Origin of the sequence: Methylobacterium platani (assembly GCF_001653715.1) — a bacterium.
In the GTDB taxonomy this organism is placed as follows: domain Bacteria; phylum Pseudomonadota; class Alphaproteobacteria; order Rhizobiales; family Beijerinckiaceae; genus Methylobacterium; species Methylobacterium platani.
In genome coordinates this window covers 1-20695 of record NZ_LWHQ01000041.1, presented here as the reverse complement: position 1 = coordinate 20695, position 20695 = coordinate 1, and the positions used below count along the sequence as shown (strand labels likewise).

General features: G+C 74.6%; 16 protein-coding genes. 7 read left to right on the top strand and 9 right to left on the bottom strand.

Features of this window, described 5'->3' with window-relative positions; translation table 11 throughout:
- Window positions 1-41: 41 nt before the first annotated feature.
- From A5481_RS20740 to A5481_RS20710, 7 genes are all read right to left on the bottom strand, one after another.
- Entirely contained in the window at window positions 42-290 is a 249-nt protein-coding gene (locus tag A5481_RS20740) for a hypothetical protein (protein ID WP_048437089.1), read from the bottom strand.
- A complete protein-coding gene (locus A5481_RS20735; protein WP_245239188.1) occupies window positions 287-2293 on the bottom strand; it encodes a chemotaxis protein CheA in 2007 nt (668 codons plus the stop codon). Before A5481_RS20735 ends, A5481_RS20740 begins: the two co-directional genes overlap by 4 nt.
- A complete protein-coding gene (locus tag A5481_RS20730) occupies window positions 2286-3119 on the bottom strand; it encodes a CheR family methyltransferase (RefSeq protein ID WP_048437096.1) in 834 nt (277 codons plus the stop codon). The genes A5481_RS20735 and A5481_RS20730 overlap by 8 nt, the downstream gene beginning before the upstream one ends.
- Window positions 3116-4297, bottom strand: coding sequence for a chemotaxis-specific protein-glutamate methyltransferase CheB (gene cheB, locus A5481_RS20725; protein WP_064504265.1), 1182 nt, complete (start codon window positions 4295-4297; stop codon window positions 3116-3118). Before cheB ends, A5481_RS20730 begins: the two co-directional genes overlap by 4 nt.
- Window positions 4294-5667: a chemotaxis protein CheW gene (locus tag A5481_RS20720; RefSeq protein ID WP_064504264.1), complete on the bottom strand. Its 1374-nt coding sequence runs from the start codon at window positions 5665-5667 to the stop codon at window positions 4294-4296. The genes cheB and A5481_RS20720 overlap by 4 nt, the downstream gene beginning before the upstream one ends.
- A complete protein-coding gene (locus A5481_RS20715) occupies window positions 5660-7654 on the bottom strand; it encodes a methyl-accepting chemotaxis protein (RefSeq protein ID WP_048436141.1) in 1995 nt (664 codons plus the stop codon). The genes A5481_RS20720 and A5481_RS20715 overlap by 8 nt, the downstream gene beginning before the upstream one ends.
- A 97-nt stretch (window positions 7655-7751) precedes the next feature.
- Complete coding sequence (locus A5481_RS20710; RefSeq protein ID WP_048436142.1) at window positions 7752-8528, bottom strand: IclR family transcriptional regulator; 777 nt, start codon at window positions 8526-8528, stop codon at window positions 7752-7754.
- Between the two features lie 180 nt (window positions 8529-8708).
- Between A5481_RS20710 and A5481_RS20705 the strand changes: the two genes are divergently transcribed.
- The 3 genes from A5481_RS20705 to A5481_RS20695 all read left to right on the top strand — a co-directional run bounded on the left by A5481_RS20705 (window position 8709) and on the right by A5481_RS20695 (window position 11880).
- Complete coding sequence (locus A5481_RS20705) at window positions 8709-9569, top strand: 2,4-didehydro-3-deoxy-L-rhamnonate hydrolase (protein WP_048436143.1); 861 nt, start codon at window positions 8709-8711, stop codon at window positions 9567-9569.
- A gap of 4 nt (window positions 9570-9573) precedes the next feature.
- Entirely contained in the window at window positions 9574-10323 is a 750-nt protein-coding gene (locus tag A5481_RS20700; protein ID WP_048436144.1) for an SDR family oxidoreductase, read from the top strand.
- Window positions 10324-10545: 222 nt separating this feature from the next.
- Window positions 10546-11880, top strand: coding sequence for an MFS transporter (locus A5481_RS20695; protein WP_053082534.1), 1335 nt, complete (start codon window positions 10546-10548; stop codon window positions 11878-11880).
- 57 nt (window positions 11881-11937) lie between these two features.
- Here the strand turns inward: A5481_RS20695 and A5481_RS20690 are convergent, their stop codons facing one another.
- Both A5481_RS20690 and A5481_RS20685 read right to left on the bottom strand, forming a co-directional pair.
- Complete coding sequence (locus A5481_RS20690; protein ID WP_048436146.1) at window positions 11938-12408, bottom strand: GNAT family N-acetyltransferase; 471 nt, start codon at window positions 12406-12408, stop codon at window positions 11938-11940.
- Between the two features lie 414 nt (window positions 12409-12822).
- The gene (locus A5481_RS20685; protein ID WP_048436147.1) at window positions 12823-13071 is read right to left on the bottom strand and encodes a hypothetical protein; all 249 of its coding nucleotides are present in this window, start codon (window positions 13069-13071) and stop codon (window positions 12823-12825) included.
- Window positions 13072-13514: 443 nt separating this feature from the next.
- On the opposite strand from A5481_RS20685, the gene A5481_RS20680 reads away from it, so the two are divergent.
- From A5481_RS20680 to A5481_RS20665, 4 genes are all read left to right on the top strand, one after another.
- Complete coding sequence (locus A5481_RS20680; RefSeq protein WP_048436148.1) at window positions 13515-14828, top strand: cytochrome c; 1314 nt, start codon at window positions 13515-13517, stop codon at window positions 14826-14828.
- A 13-nt stretch (window positions 14829-14841) separates the two neighbouring features.
- On the top strand, window positions 14842-15321 hold the full coding sequence (locus tag A5481_RS20675; protein ID WP_048436149.1) for a (2Fe-2S)-binding protein: 480 nt from the start codon (window positions 14842-14844) through the stop codon (window positions 15319-15321).
- Window positions 15318-17507, top strand: a complete 2190-nt coding sequence (locus tag A5481_RS20670; RefSeq protein ID WP_048436150.1) for a xanthine dehydrogenase family protein molybdopterin-binding subunit — start codon at window positions 15318-15320, stop codon at window positions 17505-17507. The genes A5481_RS20675 and A5481_RS20670 overlap by 4 nt, the downstream gene beginning before the upstream one ends.
- Before the next feature lie 189 nt (window positions 17508-17696).
- Window positions 17697-20693 carry a DUF7379 domain-containing protein gene (locus A5481_RS20665; RefSeq protein WP_053082533.1) on the top strand — a complete coding sequence of 999 codons (2997 nt, stop codon included), beginning with the start codon at window positions 17697-17699 and terminating at the stop codon, window positions 20691-20693.
- Window positions 20694-20695: the final 2 nt, after the last annotated feature.

The window sequence follows — 20695 nt, the reverse complement described above, 5'->3', positions numbered from 1 at the left end:
GTAGAAGCGCCTCCGGTTTTCTACGTCAAGCATCGCGCCGGTCAGGGCGGATCCTCGGCCGCCAGGACGGGGGCGAGCCAGCGCGCCGCGAACGGGTCGCCGCAGGAGCCCTGCAGCCTCGGGCGTAGCCGCAGCAGGACCTGCACCACGGCGGTGTGCAGGACAGTGCAGCCGCTCCATTCGACCGCCGCCTTCGGCCGGGCGAGGAGCAGGGCGGCCAGGGTCTCGGCCTCCTCGACCGGGCAGGCGCCCTCGAGCCGGATCAGGTCCCCGTCGCGGCGCACGCTCATGCTCGCTCCTCCCCGTCCCCGACCAGGGTCTCGGCATCGAGCACCAGGACCACCCGGCCGTCGCCGGCGAGGACCGTGCCGGCGAGGCCGGGCGCGGCCGCGAGACCCGGGAGCGGCCGCACCAGCCCGTCGAGGCGGCCGGCGAACCGGTCGACCTCGACCGCGACGGTCTCGCCGCCGGCCTGCAGCACCGCGAGCCGGGCCTCGGGCGGGCTCGCGCCGCGGGGCAGGTCGAGGAGATCCGCGAGGTGCAGCACCGGCACCGTCCGGCCGCGCAGGACCGTTGCGGCGCCCGGGGCGAGGTCGCGGATGCGCCCGCGCGGCACCCGGGCGAGCTCGGCCACGGCCGCCATCGGCAGGCCGTACAGCTCCGGGCCGATCCCGACGAGGAGCAGCCGGGCGAGGCTCTGCGCCCGGGGCAGGGCCAGGCGGACCGTCGTGCCCTGCCCGGTCCGGCTCTCGACCGTGCAGGTCCCGCCGAGGCGCGCGAGGGCGGCGCGCACCGCGTCCATGCCGACGCCGCGGCCCGACACGGCGCCGACCGCCGCCGCGGTCGAGAAGCCGGGAGCGAAGATCAGGTCGATCGTGCCGGCCTCGTCGAGGGCGGCGAGGGCGGCGGGCGTCCCCAGGCCGCGCTCGGCGGCGCGGCGGCGGATGAAGGCGGGGTCGAGGCCGCGCCCGTCATCGGCGATCGCGACGACGATCCGCTCGCCCCGGCTCTCGGCGGAGAGGACGATGCGCCCCGCCGCCGGCTTGCCGGAGGCGACGCGCAGGGCGGGCGGCTCGATCCCGTGGTCGACGGCGTTGCGCAGGAGGTGCAGCAGCGGCTCGAACAGCCCCTCGGCGACGTCGCGGTCGATCTCGGTCGCCTCGCCGGCGAGGGTCAGCGTCACCTCCTTGCCGAGCTGGCGGGCGACGTCGCGCAGGGCGCGGGGAAAGCGGCGGAAGACCCGCGCCAGGGGCTGGAGCCGCAAGGCCACCGCCTCGCGGTGCAGCTCGGCGGAGAGCCGGCCGATCCGCTCGTCGCTCGCCCGCAGGGCGGCGAGGCAGGCGGCGGGATCGTCCCCGGACGCGGCCCGGGCGACCGCCTCGCCGAGGGCCGCGCGGGCGGCGGCGAGATCGTCGGCGAGCGCCACCAGGGCGTCGATCCGGGCGGCATCGACCCGCAGGGATCGGGGAGCCTCCGGGCCGGACGCCGGCTCGGCCTCCTCGACGTCCTGCGTCCCCTCGGCCTGGACGGCGAGGCTCGCCACGCTCACCTGGTCGCGCACCAGGCGGAACACCGCCTCGACCTCCGCTCGCGGATCGGTCGTCAGCAGCGTCACCGCGAGGTTGCAGGCGAAGACGTCGAGCGTCGCGACAGGCGGCCAGGGCGCGGCGGGGTCGAGCCGCAGGGCGACGAGCCCCGGCAGCCGGCGCACCAGGCCGAGGGGGTCGTCGCCGGAGAAGAAGCAGTCGGGCCGCGGGACGTAGCGCAGGGCGGTGAGGACGCCGCCGGGGCGCTCGGCCAGTCCCGCCAGCAGGCCTTCGGCCCAGTCGGGCGCCGGCCCGGCCGGGTCGGGACCGGCCGGTGCCGCCCCGCCCGCGGGGGCGAGCAGGTCGCGGTAGCGCGCGACGAGCCGCGCCGATTCCGCCTCGGCGCCCGTCGGCAGCGTGCCGGTCGCGGCGATCGCCTCGGTCCAGCGCGCCGTCGCGTCGAGAGCGGCGAGCGACAGGTCGACGAGGCCGGAGGCGCCGGCCGCGAGGGTGCCGGCCCGGGCGGCCGACAGGCCGTCCTCGGCGGCGTGGAGCAGGACCAGCATCGCCGGCCAGTCGAACAGCGCGACCGAGCCCTTGAGGGTGTGGAAGGCGCGAAACACCCGGTTGAGCGCGCCCGGACCGGCGCCGTCGTCGAGGGCGAGCAGGTCCTCGGACGCGGCCTCGATCAGGTCGCGCGCCTCGGCCACGAATTCCGCCACGAGGTCGGCGGCGGGCGGGAGCGGATCGGGGGGCGCCTCAGTCACGCGCATCCTCCGGGCGCTGGTAGACGATCGCCTCGGGGAAGCGGCGGATGCGGAACCGCGACGGGATGCGGGCCATCGATTCGGTGTGGCCGAGGCAGAGGAATCCGCCCGGCCGCAGGGCGGCGAACAGGTTGGCGGCGGCGACCGCCCGCGAGGCGTCGTCGAAATAGATCAGGACGTTGCGGCAGAACACGATGTCGAAGCGCCCCTCCTGCGCCATCCCGGCGGCGTCGACGAGGTTGCGGCGGGTGAAGCGCACCGAGTCGCGCAGGTCGGGCAGGATGCGCCAGGCCCCGTCCTCGGGGGTGAAGTAGCGCGCGACGAGCGCAGGCGGGAGCCGGGCGAGCGCCCGGGCGCCGTAGCGCCCGGCCTGCGCCGCGGCGAGCGCCCGCGTGTCGATGTCCGAGCCGACGATCTCGATCTCCCATCGGTCGACCTCGGGCCAGTGCTCGAGGAGCCGGATCGCCACCGAGTACGGCTCCTCGCCGGTCGCGCAGGGCATCGACCAGATTCGGATCGGATCGTCCGGCGCCCGCCCGGCGGCGACCGCCCCCATCAGCGAGGCGGTGAGGCAGCGCAGCTGGTGGTCCTCGCGATCGAAATAGGTCTCGTTGACCGTGAACGCATTGACGAAATGCTGCACCTCCCCGTCCGCATCGGCCTTCAGCCGCGCCAGGTAGGCCGGAAGCGTACCCGCGCCCGTCGCCCGCATCCGCTCCAGCACCCGGCGCTCGATGAACGGGCGCCGGTTTCCCGGCACCAGGATCCCGGTCTGGCGGTAGAGCAGGTCGCAGACCCGGGCGAGGTCGGTCGCGTCGAAGGTCACGGCGAAGGTCCTGGCGAAGGTCCTGGCGAAGGTCCTGGGACGAACGCCCGCAGCGCGGCGGCGATCGCCTCGAGGGGGACGACCACGTCGGCCCCGCCGGCCCGCACCAGCTCGCCCGGCATGCCCCAGACCACCGCCGTCGCCTCGGATTCCGCGATGGTGCGCCCGCCGCGACGACGCAGCTCCGCCAGGGCCCGGGCGCCGTCGCGGCCCATCCCGGTCATCAGCACGCCGACGAGGCGGTCGGGCGGGACCAGGCCGAGGGCGCTCTCGACCAGCCGGTCGACGCTCGGATGCCAGGGATAGGCCGCCTCGGCCGGGGCCGGGGCCGCCATCAGGCCGGCGGGCCGGCGCACCACGATCACGTCGGCATCGCCGCGCCCGACATAGACCCGGCCCGGCGCGAGGGCGACGGGCCTCGTCACCTCCTCGACGGCGAGCGCCGAGAGCCCGTCGAGGCGGCGCGCCAGCGGCCCGGTGAAGGTCGCCGGCATGTGCTGGGCGACGACGATCGGCCAGGGGAAGTCGGCGGGCAGGTCGGAGAGCAGCGCGGTGAGCGCCGGCGGACCGCCGGTCGAGGCACCGACGAGGACGAGGCCCCCGGCGGCGTCGCGCGGCGGCGGGCCCGTCGGGCCGGGCTCTGGCTCCGGCACGGGCGCGACCGGCGGTGCGGTGCGCGGCGGGGGGGCGGGATTCGGGCGCGGGTCCGGCGGCGCGAGGCCCTGAGACCCGAGGCCGGCATGGCGGGCGCGCAGCCGGGCAGCGAGGCCGTGGGCGATGCGCGGCCGCGCCTTCGCCGCCGCCCGCACCGTCCGTACCAGGACCGGCGCGAACCGGTCGAGTTCCAGCGACACCGCGCCGGCGGGCTTCTCCAGCACGTCGACCGCGCCCCGCGCCAGGGCGTCGAGGCTCGTCTCGGCGCCGGCGGCGGTGAGGGTGGAGAGCATCACCACCGGGCAGGGCCGCTCCAGCATGATCCGGTCGAGGCAGGCGAGCCCGTCGAGGCCCGGCATGGTCACGTCGAGGGTGACCACGTCGGGCGCGAAGCGGGGCAGGAGGTCGAGGGCCTCGAACCCGTCGCGGGCGAAGGCGACCTCGAAATCGCCCTCGGCGGCGAAGACGCTCCCGATCACCTTGCGCATCAGTGCCGAGTCGTCGACGACGAGGAGGCGGATCACGACGGCCTCCCGGTCGCGTCTGGTACCGGCCGCGCGAGGAGGATCGCGGGGTCGATCAAGGGCAGGGAGCGGTTCCCGAGCCCGAGGATCCGGGTCACCGCGGCGTCCCGCCCGTCCCCGGGGGCCGTCCGGATCGCGTCGGCCCGCGGCCGCAGCAGGCGGACCGCACCGTCGACGAGGAGGCCGGCCCGCAGGCCCGCGGCCTCGACCACCACCATGCGGCGACAGGCGCCGCCTGACGGCGGCAGGCCGAGGCGGCGGCGCAGGTCGAGCACCGGCAGCACCCCGGTGCGGGTGCCCAGCATCCCGGCGAGCCCCTCCGGCGCCCGCGGCACCCGCACCAGCCGCTCCGGCGCCCGCGTCACCGCATGCACGGTGCCGGCGGGCAGGCCGTAGGCGTCGCCGGCGAGGTCGAGCGCCAGCACCGGTTCGGCCAGATCCGATGTGGCTCGGCTCGATCCGGCTCGGTTCGATTCGGCTCGGCTCGCGACGGGGACGGTGCCCGGCTGTCCGGAGAGCAGGGAGCGGGCCGACAGGATGCAGACCAGGGTCCGGCCGTCGTCGAGGCGGGCGAAGCCGGCGGCCGGACCGGCGCGCAGCGCCCGCGGCACCGGGTCGATCGCCTCGCGCGGCAGGCGCAGGACCGGCCCGACCCGCTCGGCCACCAGCCCGACGCCGCCGACCACCGCGACCCGGGTGCCGGGCGCAGGGCCGCGGCCGAGCAGGACGGAGAGGGAGAGGAGCGGCAGCGCCCGGCCGCGCCACGGCATCGTGCCGAGGAACGCCATCGGACCGGGGAGAGCCATCGTGCCGACGGTGAAGGCCGCACCGTCCCCGTCGTCCGGCGCGAGCGGCGCGGGCAGGCTCGCCACCGCCTCGACCTCGTCGAGCGGCAGGGCGTAGGACGCGCCCGCGACGGTGAGCGCCACGAGGGCGACCGGCGGCCCGGCGGCGCCGGCATCGGCGCGCGGGGCCGAGCCCGCGACCGAGGCGCCCAGGGGCCGCCCGGACCGGAGACCTGCGACGACAGCGGGCAGGTCGATGATCCGTGCCGGGCCGGGATCGACGGTCGGCCCGGAGACCCGGCCGACGAGGAGCCCGACCGGCCCGTCGATCTCGGCCAGGACCAGCCGGCCCGGCGGGAACGGCGCCGCCGCCGGGGCGAGCAACCGGGCGAGGTCGAGGACCGGCACGACGCCGCCGCGCAGCGCGGCGAGGCCGGATACGGCCGGCGGCGCCCCGGGCAGCCGGATCAGGGCCGGGACCGGCGCGACGGCGCGCACGAGACCGGCCGGAAGGGCGACGCGCTCCGCGGACGGGCCGGAACCGAGCGAGACGACGAGGAAGCGGTCGGGCGCGGACTCAGGCATCCGCGCCCTGCAGCTCGTCGGCGAGCAGCGCGATCTCCTCCACCGCCGCCGCCAGGTCCTCGGCGCCGCGGGCCTGCTGGCGGGCGGCGGTGGCCGCCTCGCTCGAGGCCCGGTCGGCCTCCTCGGCGGCGGTCGCGATCTGGCGGGCGCCGGCGGCGATCTCGCCGGCGGCGGCCAGCATCGCCTCGGCCCCGTCGGCGATCTCGCGGTTGGCCCGTTCCAGCTCCGCCACGTCGGCGGCGACCGCGGCGAGGCCGGCGGTCAGCGTCCGGTTCTTCGCCACCTCCGCCTCGCCGGCGGCGACCGAGCGCTCGAGGGCGCGCAGCAGGGCGCCGCTGCCGTCGCGGATCCCCCGCACCGCGGCGCGGATCCGGTCGGCGCCGCCGGCGGCGTCCCGCGCCAGGGTGCGGATGTCGGCCGAGACGACCGCGAAGCCCTGGCCCGCCTCGCCGGCCCGGGCGGCCTCGATCGCGCCGCTCACCGCCAGCATCCCGATCTGCACCGCCACGAGGGCGATCGCCTCGCCGATCGTCTCGATGCGGCGGGCCTCGTCCTCGACGGCGCCGAGGCGGTCGAGGGAGCCGCGCATCCCGGCCACCGCCTGCCCGACCCCGTCGGCGAGGCCGTCGATCGCGAGGCGGGCCTGCCGCAGGGTGTCGCCGAGGGCGCCGGCCTGCGCCAGCGCCTCGGCGGCACCGGCCCGCGCCCCGGCGGCCATCCGCTCGATCTCGGCCATCGCGGCGGCGGATTGCCGGGCGGCGGCGCTCTGCAGGGCGAGGCCGCGGCTGATCTGGTCGATGGCGGCCAGGATCTCGGCGGCGGCGCCGGACACTTCCTGGATCGAGGCCGAGAGCGCGTCGGCGGCGCCGCCGATCTGCGCGATGCCGGCCTGCCCGCCATGGGCCTCGCCCAGCGTCTCGGCGAGCCCGGCCAGCGCCTCGGCGGTGGCCTGGCCGCGGTCGAGGGCCTCGGTCTGCTGCGCGACGGCGCGTTGCGCCTCCTCGGCGGCCGCGGCCTGCTGCTCGGCCGCCGCGGCGACCTGCTCGGCGCCGGTCCGCGCCTCGCGGGTGGTCGCCTCCGCCCGCAGGGCGGCGGACAGGATGCCTTGCGCGCCCTCGGCCAGGGTTCCGAGATCGGTCCGCGCCTCCTCGAGCTGCCGCGCGACGCGCCCGCCCACCGCCGCCTCGGTCACCGCCCGGGCCGCGGCGTCGCGGATCGCGGTGCCGAGGGTCCGGATCTCGGCCCGGATCGTCGCGACCCGGCCGGCGACCTCGCCGGCGCTCGCCTCGGCGGTCTCGGCCAGGGCCCGCACCTCGTCGGCCACCACCGCGAAGCCGCGTCCGTGCTCCCCCGCCCGGGCCGCCTCGAGGGCGGCGTTGAGGGCGAGGAGCCCGGTCTGGTCGGCGACCCCCGCCACCGTGCCGGTGACCTCGCCGATGCTCGCGGCACCGCGGTCGAGGGCGTCGACGATGGCGACCGTCGCGTCCTGGCGCCCCGCCTCGGCCTCGATCGCCGCGACCGACTGGGTCGCCTGGGCGCTCGCCTCGGCCAGCAGCGCCTGGAACGCGGCGGTGCGCCGGCGCGACAGGTCGGCCCGCTCCCGCGCCTCGCCGAGGCGCCCGCCGATCGCCTCCACGGCGGCGAGGGATTCCTGCGCGGCGCCCGCCGCCTCCTCGGCCCCGCCGGCGATCTGCTCCATCGCCCGGCGCAGCTCCTCGGCCGCCGCCGAGGCCTCGGTCACGCCGGCGGCCAGCTCCTCGGTGGCGGCGCCGAGCCGCTCGGTCGCCTGCTGCCGGCGGGTCCGCATCCCGTCGCGCCGCTCCCGGGTCCGGCCGCGCCGGTCGGCGCCGGCGGGCCCGGTCTTCGCAGGCGCGGTCTCGGCGGGACCGGCTTCGCCGGCATTCCCGGCGAGGGCCCGAGCCAGCTGCGCGGCTGCGTCGTCCCGGCGGTCCGACCCCGCGAGCTTCGCCTTCTTGACCAATGCCATCGCAGCCCGACACCCGCCCGCGCCCTCCGTCCCGTGTGCCGGAGCCGGGCGGCGGGGGCAAGCGCCGTGGGGGTATCCGGCTGGGGAGCGGCGCAGCCTAGCCCGACCAGCCGAGATCGCGGCTGATCGCGCGGGCGACCTCGCGCACCGTGCCGGCGAGCTCCTCCATCCGCGCCTCGTCCATGTACTGCACGGTGCTGGTGACGCTGAACGCCGCGACGATCGCGCCGCTCGCGTCCCGGATCGGGCCGGCGATGCAGCGCACCTCCGGCTCGTTCTCCTCCCGGTCGTAGGCGATGCCCCGGGCCGCGTAGGCGCGCATCCGCGACAGCCAGGTCTCGAGATCGGGGCTGTGGCCGCCCCGCGCGTCGCCGAGGCGGTGGAACCCCCGCCAGCGTGCCTCGTCGAGGTCGAGGATCAGGGCCTTGCCGAGGCCCGTCGACCAGACCGGCTGGCGCTCGCCGACCCGCGAGCTGATCTCGATGCGCCGGCGCCCCGGCAGCTTGTCGAGGTAGAGCGCCCAGTCGCCCTCCAGCACCCCGAGATGGATGGTGTCGCCGCAATCCGCCGAGAGCCGCTCCAGATGGGGCCGCGCGACCCGCGTCACCGGCGCCTCCTGCTGGGCGCGGAAGCCCAGCTCGAGGAGCTTCGGCCCGAGCCCGTAGCCCTCCCGCGGCGCGAAGGTGAGGTAGCGCTGCTCGACGAGGGCGGCGGCGAGGCGGTGCGTGGTGCTGCGCGTGGTGCCGAGCGCCGCCGAGAGGGCCGCGAGGTCGCGCGCGCCGCCCGCCACCGCTTCCAGGATGGCAAGACCGCGCAGGAGCGTCTGGCTTCCCGGCGCGGCCCCCTCTCCCCCTGTTGACGGGCTCACGGCCATAAGCGTATCGTCCCACATATAAGAACACGATCCCAATATATGGGATCGGATGGTGCGGCGCCAGGGCCGTGCCGGAGGAAACCGAGCGCTGCCTTCGACCTCCGTCCCGCCCTGCCGCGCGCCCGGCAACTGCGCGCCCGAGATGCACGTCGCGGCGCGTCCCGACGGAGGTTCGATCCCATGAAGCTGTTGCGCTACGGCCCCGCGGGCCAGGAGAAGCCCGGCCTGCTCGATGCCGAGGGCCGCATCCGCGACCTCTCCGGCCATCTCGCCGATCTCGGCCCCGACGCGCTGGGCCGCGAGGCGCTGGCCCGCCTCAAGGCGATCGATCCGGCGAGCCTGCCGGCGGTCGACGGCTCAGCCCGCCTCGGGACGCCGGTGGCGAACGTGGGCAAGTTCATCGCCATCGGCCTCAACTTCGCCGACCACGCCGCCGAGTCGAACCTGCCGGTGCCGAAGGAGCCGATCGTCTTCACCAAGGCGATCTCGTCGCTGTCCGGCCCGAACGACGACGTGATGCTGCCCAAGGACTCGGTGAAGAGCGACTGGGAGGTCGAGCTCGGCATCGTCATCGGCACGCGGGCATCCTACGTCGAGGAGGCGCAGGCGCTCGACCATGTCGCGGGCTACTGCCTCGTCAACGACGTCTCCGAGCGCGAGTACCAGATCGAGCGCGGCGGCACCTGGGACAAGGGCAAGGGCTGCGACACCTTCGGGCCGGTCGGGCCCTGGCTCGTCACCTCCGACGAGGTCGGCGACCCGCAGAGCCTCGACATGTGGCTCGACCTCAACGGCCGTCGCATGCAGACCGGCAACACCCGGACGATGATCTTCACCTGCGCGCAGATCGTCGCTTACGTCAGCCGCTTCATGACCCTGATGCCCGGCGACGTCATCACCACCGGCACTCCCCCCGGCGTCGGCATGGGGATGAAGCCGGACCCGGTCTTCCTCAAGGCCGGGGACGTGATGACGCTCGGCATCGAGAAGCTGGGCGAGCAGCGCCAGGACGTGACCGCCTGGCGGCGCCGGGAAGGCTGAGCCGATGACCTACCCGAACCGCTTCGCGGGCCGTACGGCCCTCGTCACCGGCGGCGCCTCAGGCATCGGCCTGTCGGTCGCTGCGCGCCTCGCGGCCGAGGGCGCGAGGGTCGCGCTCTGGGACCTGAACGCGGAGGCCCTGGCCAAGGCCAAGGCGGAGACCGGCGCCGCCGACGCCCGCGCCCTCGACATCGCCGATGCCGCGGCGGTCGAGAGCGCGATGCGCGAGACCCTGGCGGCGCTGGGAGGCCGGCTCGACGTGCTGGTCTGCAGCGCCGGCATCACCGGGCCGAACACGGTGCTCCGCGACTACCCGGTCGACGCCTGGCAGCGGGTGATCGACGTCAACCTCAACGGCCTGTTCTACTGCAACCGCGCCGCGGTGCCGGCGATGGAGGCGGGCGGCTACGGCCGCATCGTCAACGTCGCGTCGATCGCCGGCAAGGAGGGCAACCCCAACGCCTCGGCCTACTCGGCATCGAAGGCCGGGGTGATCGGTCTGACGAAGTCGCTGGGCAAGGAACTGGCGAAGTCGGAGATCCGGGTCAACTGCATCACGCCGGCGGCGGTGCGCACCGCGATCTTCGACCAGATGACGCAACAGCACATCGACTTCATGCTGTCGAAGATCCCGATCGGCCGGTTCGGGGCGATCGACGAGGTGACGTCGCTGATCTGCTTCCTGGCGAGCGAAGAGGCGTCGTTCTCGACCGGTGCGGTGTTCGACGTCTCGGGCGGGCGGGCGACGTACTGAGCGTCCACAGCTCGCGCCGCTCGTCGATGTCTCGGTAAGGCACAGGTTGTCCCCTCTCCCCGCCCGCGGGGAGAGGGGGCTGCGCGTATTTCGTTGCGCGTTCATGCGACCCCGACGGGGTCCGATCATTCAGAGTTGCAGGAACCCCGCATCGCCCCCGCGCGGCCCATCACGCGCCCGCGGGCGATCCATCGGGAGGACCCCCCCATGACACCCGCCACCATGACACCCGCATCCATGACCGCCGCCGCGGGCGCCGCAGCGCCGGCGCGCGGCGACGAGGCCCTGCGCCGCCAGGTGCTGGCGAAGCTCCGGCCGCGCATCGTGCTCTACTGCTTCGTCCTGTTCATCATCAATTACCTCGACCGGGTGAACGTCGGCTTCGCGGCGCTTCACATGAACAAGGACCTGGGGCTGTCGGCGACCGCCTACGGGCTCGGGGCCGGCATCTTCTTCCTCGGCTACATCGCGTTCGAGGTGCCGAGCAACATGATCATGCACCGGGTCGGGCCCCGGCGCTGGATCGCCCGGATCATGGTGAGCTGGGGCCTCGTCTCCGGCGGCATGGCCTTCGTGCAGGGGGAGTGGAGCTTCTACGCCATGCGCTTCCTGCTCGGGCTGGCCGAGGCCGGCTTCGTGCCCGGGATCTTGCTCTACCTGACCTACTGGTACCCGGCCCGCGACCGCGCCAAGGCAACCGCCGGCTTCATGACCGCGACCGTGCTGTCGAGCGTCGTCGGCGCGCCGCTCTCCGGCTGGATCCTGTCGGCCAACCCGCAATGGTTCGGGCTCGCCGCCTGGCAGTGGCTGTTCATCCTCGAGGCGGCGCCCGCGGTGGTGCTCGGCGTGGTGACGTTCTTCTACCTCGTCGACCGGCCCGAGGACGGGCGCTGGCTCGACGCGCAGGAGCGCGCCTGGCTGATCCGCACGCTGGCGGAGGAGAACCGCCAGGTCGAGAGCGTCGGTTCGCACGAGTTCCGCACGATCTTCCGCGATCACCGGGTGTGGCTGCTCACCCTCGTCTACATGTTCAACGCGGTCGCGGTGTACGGCGTGGTCCTGTGGCTGCCGCAGATCGTGCGCAGCATCGGCGGCCTCTCCGACCTGCAGACCGGCTTCGTCACCGCGATTCCCTTCGTCTTCGCGGCGATCGGCCTCGTCGTGGTGGCGCGCTCCTCCGACCGCACCGGCGAGCGCAAGCTCCACACTGCCCTCTCGGCGCTGGTCGGCGGCCTGTTCCTGGCCGCCAGCGCTGTGGCGCCGACGCCGCTCATGAGCCTGCTGCTGCTGTGCGCCGCCGCCTTCGGGGTCTGGGCGCTCCTCGGGGTGTTCTGGGCCCTGCCGACGCAGTTCCTCACCGGAGCGGCCGCGGCCGGGGGCCTCGCGATGATCAACGGGCTCGCCCAGATCGCCGGCTTCGGCGGGCCCTACCTGGTCGGCTGGATCCGCGACGCGACCCAGAGCTTCACCCCGGCCCTCCTGGCGCTCGCCGCCGGGCCGGTCATCGCCGCCTTCCTGTGCCTCGCCGTGCGGGTACCGCGGGAGCCGAGGGGCTGAAGGCATGCCCGCGCGTCCGGCGACGGTCGCCGGACGCGCGCCGTCGGGCCGGGACCTCTACGCGACGAGGTCCCGCCGCATCAGCGCGTACATCCGCTCCCGGTAGGGAAACGCCTCCACGGTCCGCCACCCGATCCGGGCGTAGAGCCCCTCGGCGCTGCGGGTGTAGAGCCACAGGGTCGCGACGCCGAGGGCGGCGGCCTGCGCCTCGACGGCCGCGACGAGTCGCACCGCGTGGCCGCGCCCCCGGGCCTCGGGGGCGACGTAGACGCCGGCGAGCCACGGGGTCAGGTCGGGCCGCGGGTCGAGGTCGCGCGCCGCGAGGCTCGCCATGCCGACCGGTGCGCCGTCGACGAGGAGCACGCAGGTGCGGGGCATCGGGCCGGGCCCGGCGGCGGTCGCGGCCTCCGAGGCCGTCACCTCGGCGAGGGAGCGGCCCTGCCCGCGCGCGAAGGCCTCCCAGCGCCAGCGCGCGGTCAGGGGCGCGAGGTCGGGACGGTCGGTCGTGGTCACGATCGCGTGCGGCATGGCCCGCCGGTTCCCTGGCGAGGCCGGCGCCCGGCGGGACGGCCCCGCCCGGCATCCTAGAGTATTTTCTGGCGAAGTGAATGCCGGGGGTTCGAAAGAAAAAAAGCATATGATCAAACACATAAAAAAAATGGCGCGATATTGCTGAGATACCCTGCATGAAACCATCATATTTCTCAAAAATATCAGATGTTTATAGATGAAAATTCGTCTCAGTCGGCAAAATTATACTGAATAAGATCTAACAATAGATATTACTTATATTTGTATTGGATAAAATAAAATATAACATTCTAGATTTGCAATCTGATATTGCCAGCGATCTCACGACGGAGCCGCGAATTGCCGATCAACTCGCCATGATACCACCCATATCATGCCGCATGCCGTGCCGCAGGGCGGGCAACCGCGTCTCTAGTGCCAGCCCTGCCCGAAGCGGCCGGTCGAGTGCAGCAGGGTGTGCCCGCATTCGAGACAGAGGTAGCGGGTCTCGACGCCGCCGCCGAACGCCTCGACCACCGGAGTCGAGGCCACCACCATCAGGCGGGCATGGGGCCGCTCCTGCCAATGCGCCCGCATCTGGCCGCGGCAGGCCCGGCAGGCCGCGTCGTCGGCGCTCATCGTCGGCGGCCCGGGACGGGTCTGGAAACTCTGCTGCGCCATGGGGCTTCGGTCTCGCGGGCGGCTGTCGGTCCGGTGCGGCGGGCCGCATCGCACGATCCCGGGGCGGGACGCCCGGCGGCCCCGCGGGATCGGCACGAACGGGACCGGCGAAGGGTGGACGCGGGTGCGCGGCGGAACGGTCCACCCGGAACGGACCGAGCGGAAGCTCCGCCGCGGCGCCAGACAAGGCCAAGCCTATCCGGCTCCGCGGCGTGAATCGGACGATAGCACTGTTCCAGAGGATTGCGGCAAGACTGCGCGGCAGCGCAGCCGGACGATCGCCCCGAGACTGCGCGGCAGCGCAGCCGGACGCGGGCGAAGAGACGGCGCGGCCGCCCGGTGCGGGGAGTTGGCGCAGGAACCGTGGCCGGACGCACCGGTTGTCCCGGCGCCGGAGGGACGGGCCTTCCGGCGGATCCAGGTCTCGCGGGAGGTCCCAGCGCGTGAGGCGTCGCCGCATCGCCGTCGGGCTCGCAGGGGCGCTGCTCCTCGCGGGCGCGGGATTCGGGCTGGCGAGCTGGCGTCCCGCCCTCGCGCCGGGCGGTCCCGGCCCCGGCGAGACCACGCCCGAGCGGGTCGGCCGGGGCGCGGTCCTGGCCTCGCTCGGCTACTGCGCCTCCTGCCACACCGCGCAAGGCGACCGGCCCTATGCCGGCGGGCGCGGGCTCGCGACGCCGTTCGGCACGATCTACGCCACCAACATCACGCCGGATCCCGAGACCGGACTCGGCCGCTGGACGCTCGCCGCCTTCACCCGGGCGATGCGCGAGGGCGTCGACCGCGAGGGCCGCCACCTCTACCCGGCCTTTCCCTACACCCACTATGCCGGCCTGACCGAGGCCGACATCGCCGCCCTCTACGCCTTCGTGATGACCCGCGAGCCGGTACGGCAGGCGGCGAGGCCGAACGCCCTTCCCTTCCCGCTGAACTGGCGTCCGCTCCTCGCCGGCTGGAAGCTCCTGTTCGTCCGCGAGCCCCGGATTCCGGGCACGACCGCCCCGGCCGATCCCCGCCGCGATTCCGAATGGCACCGCGGCGCCTACCTCGCCGAGGCCCTGAGCCATTGCGGCGCCTGCCACACCCCCCGCAACTCTCTCGGCGCCGAGGTGAAGGCGAAGCCCTATGCCGGGGGCGAGGCCGACGGCTGGTGGGCGCCGCCCCTCGACCGCTCCTCGCCGGCGCCGCTCGCCTGGAGCGAGGACGCCCTCGCCCGCTACCTCGCCGAGTGGGACCCGCAGCACGGCGGCGCCGCCGGCCCGATGCGCCCGGTGGTCGACGCGCACCGGACGGTCCCGGCGGGCGAGATCCGGGCGCTCGCGGCCTACACCGCGTCGCTCTACGGAGCCGGCCCCGCCGGCAGCCGCACCGGTCCGGTCGACCGGGCGGTCGGGACCGACGACCCGGCGCTCGCGCGGGGCGCGACGATCTATGCGGGCGCCTGCGCGACCTGCCACGAGAGCGGCGGCGGGGTACCCTACACCACCGCCTCCCTCGGCCACCGTACCACCCTGCGGGCGCCGGACCCGCGCAACCTGCTCCTCGTCCTGCGCGACGGCGTCGCGCCGCGGGAGCACGCGGCGGGGCCGATCATGCCGGGCTTCGGCGCCGCGCTGACGCAGGGCCAGATGCGCGATCTTGCCGCCTACCTGCGGGCCCGCTTCAGCCCCGACGGACCGTGGCCGGACCTCGATGCGACGATCCGCGACCTGATGCGGGACAGTCCCGGCCCCGGCGCCCGCGCCGGGGCGGGAGGGTGAGGAGGAGAGCCCGATGCCGACCCTGACGGTGAACGGCCGGAGGCAGGTCGTCGCGGCGGAGCCCGAGACCCCGCTGCTCTACGTGCTGCGCGACGAGCTCGGGCTCGACGGCGCCAAGTTCGGCTGCGGGCTCGGCCAATGCGGCGCCTGCACGGTGGAGGTCGAGGGCCGCGCGGTCCTGTCCTGCCTCACGCCGGTCGGGGTGCTGGAGGGCCGGGCGGTCACCACCGTCGAGGGATTGGGGACCCCCGAGCATCCCGGCCCGCTCCAGGCCGCCTTCATCGCCGAGAACGCGGCGCAGTGCGGCTACTGCATCGCCGGCATGGTGATGCGGGCCCACGCCCTGCTGCGCGCGGTCCCGCATCCGAGCGAGGCCGAGATCCGCGAGGCGCTGCGGTTCAACCTGTGCCGCTGCGGCACCCACATGCGCATCCTCGCCGCGGTGAGGCGCGCCGCCGGGCACGATCCGGCCGCGACGGGAGCGACGCCGTGACGGCCCTCACCCGCCGCACCCTCCTCGTCGGCGGGGCGCTCCTCGTCGGGATCGGGCTCCCGCGGGGCGCCCGGGCCGACGCCCTTCCCGGCAGCCTGAAGGAGGCGCCGCGGATCGACGCCTGGATCCGGATCGGCGAGGACGGCGCCGTCACGGTACTCACCGGCAAGGCGGAGCTCGGCCAGGGCATCAAGACGGCGCTGATCCAGGTCGCCGCGGAGGAACTCGGGCTCGAGCCGGCCTCCTTGCGCCTCGTCACCGCCGATACCGAGCTGACCCCGGACGAGGGCTACACCGCCGGCAGCCACTCGATGCAGGATTCCGCCACCGCGATCCGGCACGCCGCCGCCGCGGCCCGCGCCCTCCTCGCCGCGGCCGCCGGGCGCCGGCTCGGGGCGGCGCCCGAGACCCTGACGGTGAGCGGGGGCGCCGTGACCGCCCCCGACGGCCGCCGGATCGGCTTCGGCGAACTGGCCGCCGCCCTCGAACCCGACGCCGCGGTGCCGGACGCGGTGCAGCTGCGCGATCCGGCCGATCACACCATCGTCGGCCGGCCGCTGCCCCGGGTCGACATCCCCGCCAAGGTCGCGGGCGGCGCGGCCTACGTGCAGGACATCCGCGCGCCCGGGATGGTGCACGCCCGGATCGTGCGCCCGCCCCGGCCGGGCGCGCGGCTCGTCAGCGTCGAGACCGGGGCGGTGGCGGGAAGGCCCGGGGTGATCCGGGTGCACCGCGACGGGGATTTCCTCGCGGTCCTGGCCGAGCGGGAATACGCCGCCGTCACGGCGATGGGGGCGCTGGCCCGGGTGGCGGTGTGGCAGGGCGGCAGCCCGGTGCCGGAGCCCGACGACCTGTTCCCGGACCTCGCCGGCCGGTCCGCGCAGCGCACGCTGATCCTCGATCGCGGCGCCGGAACGCCCGCGCCGGCCGGGCGCCGGATCGCCGCGCGGTACCGCCGGCGCTACCAGATGCACGGCTCGATCGGCCCGTCCTGCGCGGTCGCCGAGTTCGACGGCGACCGCCTCACGGTGTGGTCGCACGCGCAAGGGATGTTCCCCCTGCGCAAGGCGCTCGCCGAGATGCTGGGGCTGCCCGAGGCGCAGGTCCGCTGCATCCACGTCGAGGGCTCGGGCTGCTACGGCCATAACGGCGCCGACGATGCGGCGGGCGACGCGGCCCTGCTGGCGCGCGCCCTGCCCGGCCGGCCGGTGCGGGCGCAGTATACCCGCGAGCAGGAGCACCTCTGGGAGCCCTACGGGGCCGCGATGCTGACCGAGGCCGCGGCCGTGCTGGGCGCGGACGGGCGCATCGCCGACTGGGACTACGCGGTGCGCAGCCCGACCCACCTCACCCGCCCGCCGGGGGCCGGCCAGCTGCTCTCCGCCCGGATGCTGGACAAGCCCTTCCCGGCGCCGCCCCCGAAGGCGCTGCCGCAGCCGGAGGGCGGCGGCGACCGCAACGCGATCCCGCTCTACCGCCTGCCCCGGGCCCGGGTGGCGCACGACTTCGTCGCCGACATGCCGCTGCGGGTCTCGGCCCTGCGCAGCCTCGGCGCCTACATGAACGTGTTCTCGATCGAGAGCTTCCTCGACGAACTGGCGGAGGCGGCCGGCACCGACCCGGTCGCGTTCCGTCTCGCCCATCTCGACGACCCGCGCGCGCGCGCCGTGATCGAGGCCGCATCCGGGCGCTTCGGCTGGGGCACGCCGCTCGCCAAGGGAAGCGGCGCCGGCTTCGCCTTCGCCCGCTACAAGAACCTCGCGGCCTATTGCGCGCTGGCCGTCGAGGTGGCGGTTGAGCGCGAGAGCGGCCGGGTCCGGCTGGTGCGGGCGCACGCCGCCGTCGATGCCGGGGAGGTCGTCAACCCGCACGGCATCCGCGACCAGATCGAGGGCGGGATCATCCAGGCGATGAGCTGGAGCCTGTTCGAGGCGGTGGCCCACGACGCCGAGGGTCCGACCAGCCGCGACTGGAGCACCTACCCGATCGCCCGCTTCCCCGACGTGCCCGACCGCCTCGACGTCCACCTGATCGACCGGCCGGGCTCGCCCTTCCTCGGCGCCGGCGAGGTCGCGCAGGGCCCGACCGCGGCAGCGCTCGCCAACGCGATCCGGCAGGCCGCCGGCGTGCGCCTGCGCGAGTTGCCGATGCGGCCGGAGCTGGTGAAGGCCGCGATCGGGGTGTGACGCGCCACCCCGGCGCGGGCCGCCGGTCGCGTGCCCGGTCCGGCGGCTTCGCAGCCGCCCGCCGCCGTCTCCGGCCGCGGCACTTCAAATTTATCGCCGCCCCCGCCGCGGCATGATTGTACATTTTCGTTGATAGTCTATAACATTCCCTAGCGAGCCCAACAGCCAAACTTGCAACGGGGGGAACGGATGGCCGTCACAACCAGTCCGAACGGCGTCGCCGTGACAGCGCCCGACCTCGTCGACGTCGTCTTCGAGGCACCCGCCCGGCCCGCGCAGCGCGCCGGCGGCCCCGGTCGCCGCCCGATCGCCGGTCGTGTCGCCGGGCCGATCCCGATGGCCGCCGCGAGCCTCGATGCGGAGTTGCTCGAAGCCCTGGCCCGACAGGACCTCTCGCTCGCCGAGACGGTCCATCTCCGGACCGGGCCGGCGATGGCGACCCGACGGAGCCTGCCGCAGGAGGCCAGCGCCCGGCTGACGGTCCCGGTCGGGCCCGGGGAGGACGCCGTCGTCCTGCTCGAACAGGCCGAGGTCTACAGCTGGTCGCTGCCGGCGGCGCGCCTCGCCGTCCCGGCCGGCGCGCGCCGCGCGGGCGGAGCGGTCGATCAGGTCGCGTTCGATCTTCCCCTCGGCCCAGTGGCACCGGACCGGACCGACCGGCGGATGCTCGGCGGCGCCCTGCTGGCGCCGGTCAGGGCCTACGTGTTCCGGTTCGTCGGTCGACGGCTCGTCGACGGGGCCGTCCGCATCCAGGAGCACAACGTCCGCCCGGGGCTCGTTCGCATCGCCGGCCGGGATCCGGCGGCGTGGGCCGCCGGGGAGCCGATCGTCCCCGCGGCGCCGAAGGCCGGCGGGCGGCATCGGGTTCTCCTCGCGATCCACGGGACGTTCAGCTCGACGGCGGGCGGCTTCGGGCAGCTCGGCCCGACCGCGTGGGGCGGTGCCTTCCTCAATGCCTGCCAAGCCCGCTACGACCTCGTTCTCGGCTACGACCACCGCACCCTCAGCGAGACCCCGGCGGAGAACGCCGTCGCCCTCCTGGCGGCCCTGCGCGGCCTCGACTGGGGCGGCGGCGCGGCACCGGAGATCGACGTCGTCGCCCACAGCCGCGGCGGCCTCGTGGCGCGCTGGCTGATCGAGGCGCTGGCGCCGGGGAGCGGATGGGGGGCCGTCTTCCGGCGCGCGATCCTGGTGGGCGCCACCAACGGCGGGACAGAGCTCGCCCGGCCGGAGAACTGGAGCGCCTTCCTCGACCTCTACACCAACCTGGCGGTCGCCGCCTGTCGCGCCCTCACCTTCCTGCCCCAGGCCGCGCCCGTCGCGACGATCCTCGCCGAGACGATCGCGACGCTCGGCGAGTTCGTGAAGCAGATCCCGCTCTCCGGACTCGATTCCGGCGTGGCGCCCGGCCTCTTCGCGATGACGCCGGACAACCCGTTCCTCAAGGACCTGAACGGCCTCCAGCCCGGCCAGTTCGCGGCGGCGGACGCGATCTACCACGTCGTGTCGTCCTCCTTCGCCCCGACCCTGTTCGGGACCGACCACCAGCCCAAGGAATTTCCCCTCCGCCTCGTCCAGGTGCTGGGCAGCAGCACCGTGACGGCCCTGATGCGCGGCGCGGAGAACGACCTCGTGGTCGACACCCCCTCGATGTCGGCGATCGATTCCGCCTTCGGCGACTTCGTGCGCGACACGCTCCACTTCGCGGCGTCGCCGCAGATCTACCACACCAACTACTTCGCACGGCCCGAGGTCGTGAATGCGCTCACCCGCTGGCTGGACCTGGCGGCGGCCGACGTTCCGGCCGCGGGCGCCCGCCGGGGCGGCGGCCGGGCGCCGGCCGCCCTGCCGGAGCTGGGCCGGGGCCGCACCGACCTGCCGGCCGCCGTGGAGACCGACATCCTCGTGGCCGATCCGGCGAGGAACGCCCCCGAATTCCTGGCCGAGCTCGCCGCCAAGGCCCCGAGCTTCGTCGTCCTGGAGAGCGGCGGGCCGGAGAGCGGGCGCCTGGCGCACGTCTTCGATCCGTCCGAGCTGACGACGGTGCTCGACGGTGCGGCCGGGCCGGTGGCAAGCGCGCTCGGACTGCCCGACCGCACGGGCGACGTCGTCGTGCCGGCCTCCCGGATCGCACGGGCGACCGGACGCGGTCAGTCGGTGTTTCCCTCCGGCCTGACCGCCAGCCGCGACCGGCTCACCCGGCTGGTGGTCTCCTCGGAGGCCGGCCCGGTCGGCGTCGTCCCGAATGCGGCCGAGGTCGTCCTCGACGGCGACATCGGATCGCTCGCCGCGGGCGTCGCCGCCTCGACCGACCGTATCCTGACGCGCCGGGCGATGCCGACCTTCACGTGGTCGGGGACGGCTCGGCTGGAGGGAGGCCAATTCGGGGGAGGCCGGCCCCGGCCGGGCGGCACCTCGCCCATACAAGGACGGCGGGGACTCGCCGCAGAGGGTGGATCGCCGGCCCCGAGCTTGCCGGATACCGTCACACCGCTCGCGCAGGATTCGTCTCCGTCGCCGGACGACCAGCCCGGGCCGGAAACGGCGGAATGCCACATTCAGGCGGAATCGCCGTCGAAGGTGAAAGTCGGAGCGACCCTCACCGTCAGCGTCGCCGTGTCCCGCACGGCCATCGAGGCAACGATGGCCGAGAACGCGATGGGCATAGCCGTGGTCGATCCAGGACGGCCCATCACCATCAATGTCTTGCCGAAAACCGGTTTCACCTTCGGCAACGACGAGGAGCCGGCGGAAATCCGGCTGCCGCCCGTCGGAAAGGTCGAGCAAATCTATTTCGACCTCAAGGCTGCCGAGACGGGCAAGGGAGAGATCTGGGTCGTGGCGCGCCAGGGCAAGCTCCCCCTGCTGACGCTCAAGCTCGAGCCCGAGGTCATCGCCGCGAAAGCGCGGGCGAGCACCAAGAAACTCTCCAGGGGGGCCTCGGCGTCACTGGTGCGTGGACCGGATCCTGACCATACGCTGACCATCATCGAGGTGGAACGGACCGAAGCAGGAACGACCTTCCGCTTCGAATTCAATTCACCAATTCTTGACAAAATTCAGATCGACAAAATAAGAGTTCCAGGAAATCGCGATATTTTCGTTGAAGAATTGTATCATGAAATAGAAAATTATTGGATAAACAATAGTAGAGATGCAGATAATTTTAGAGCGTTTTCGGCTTAGTC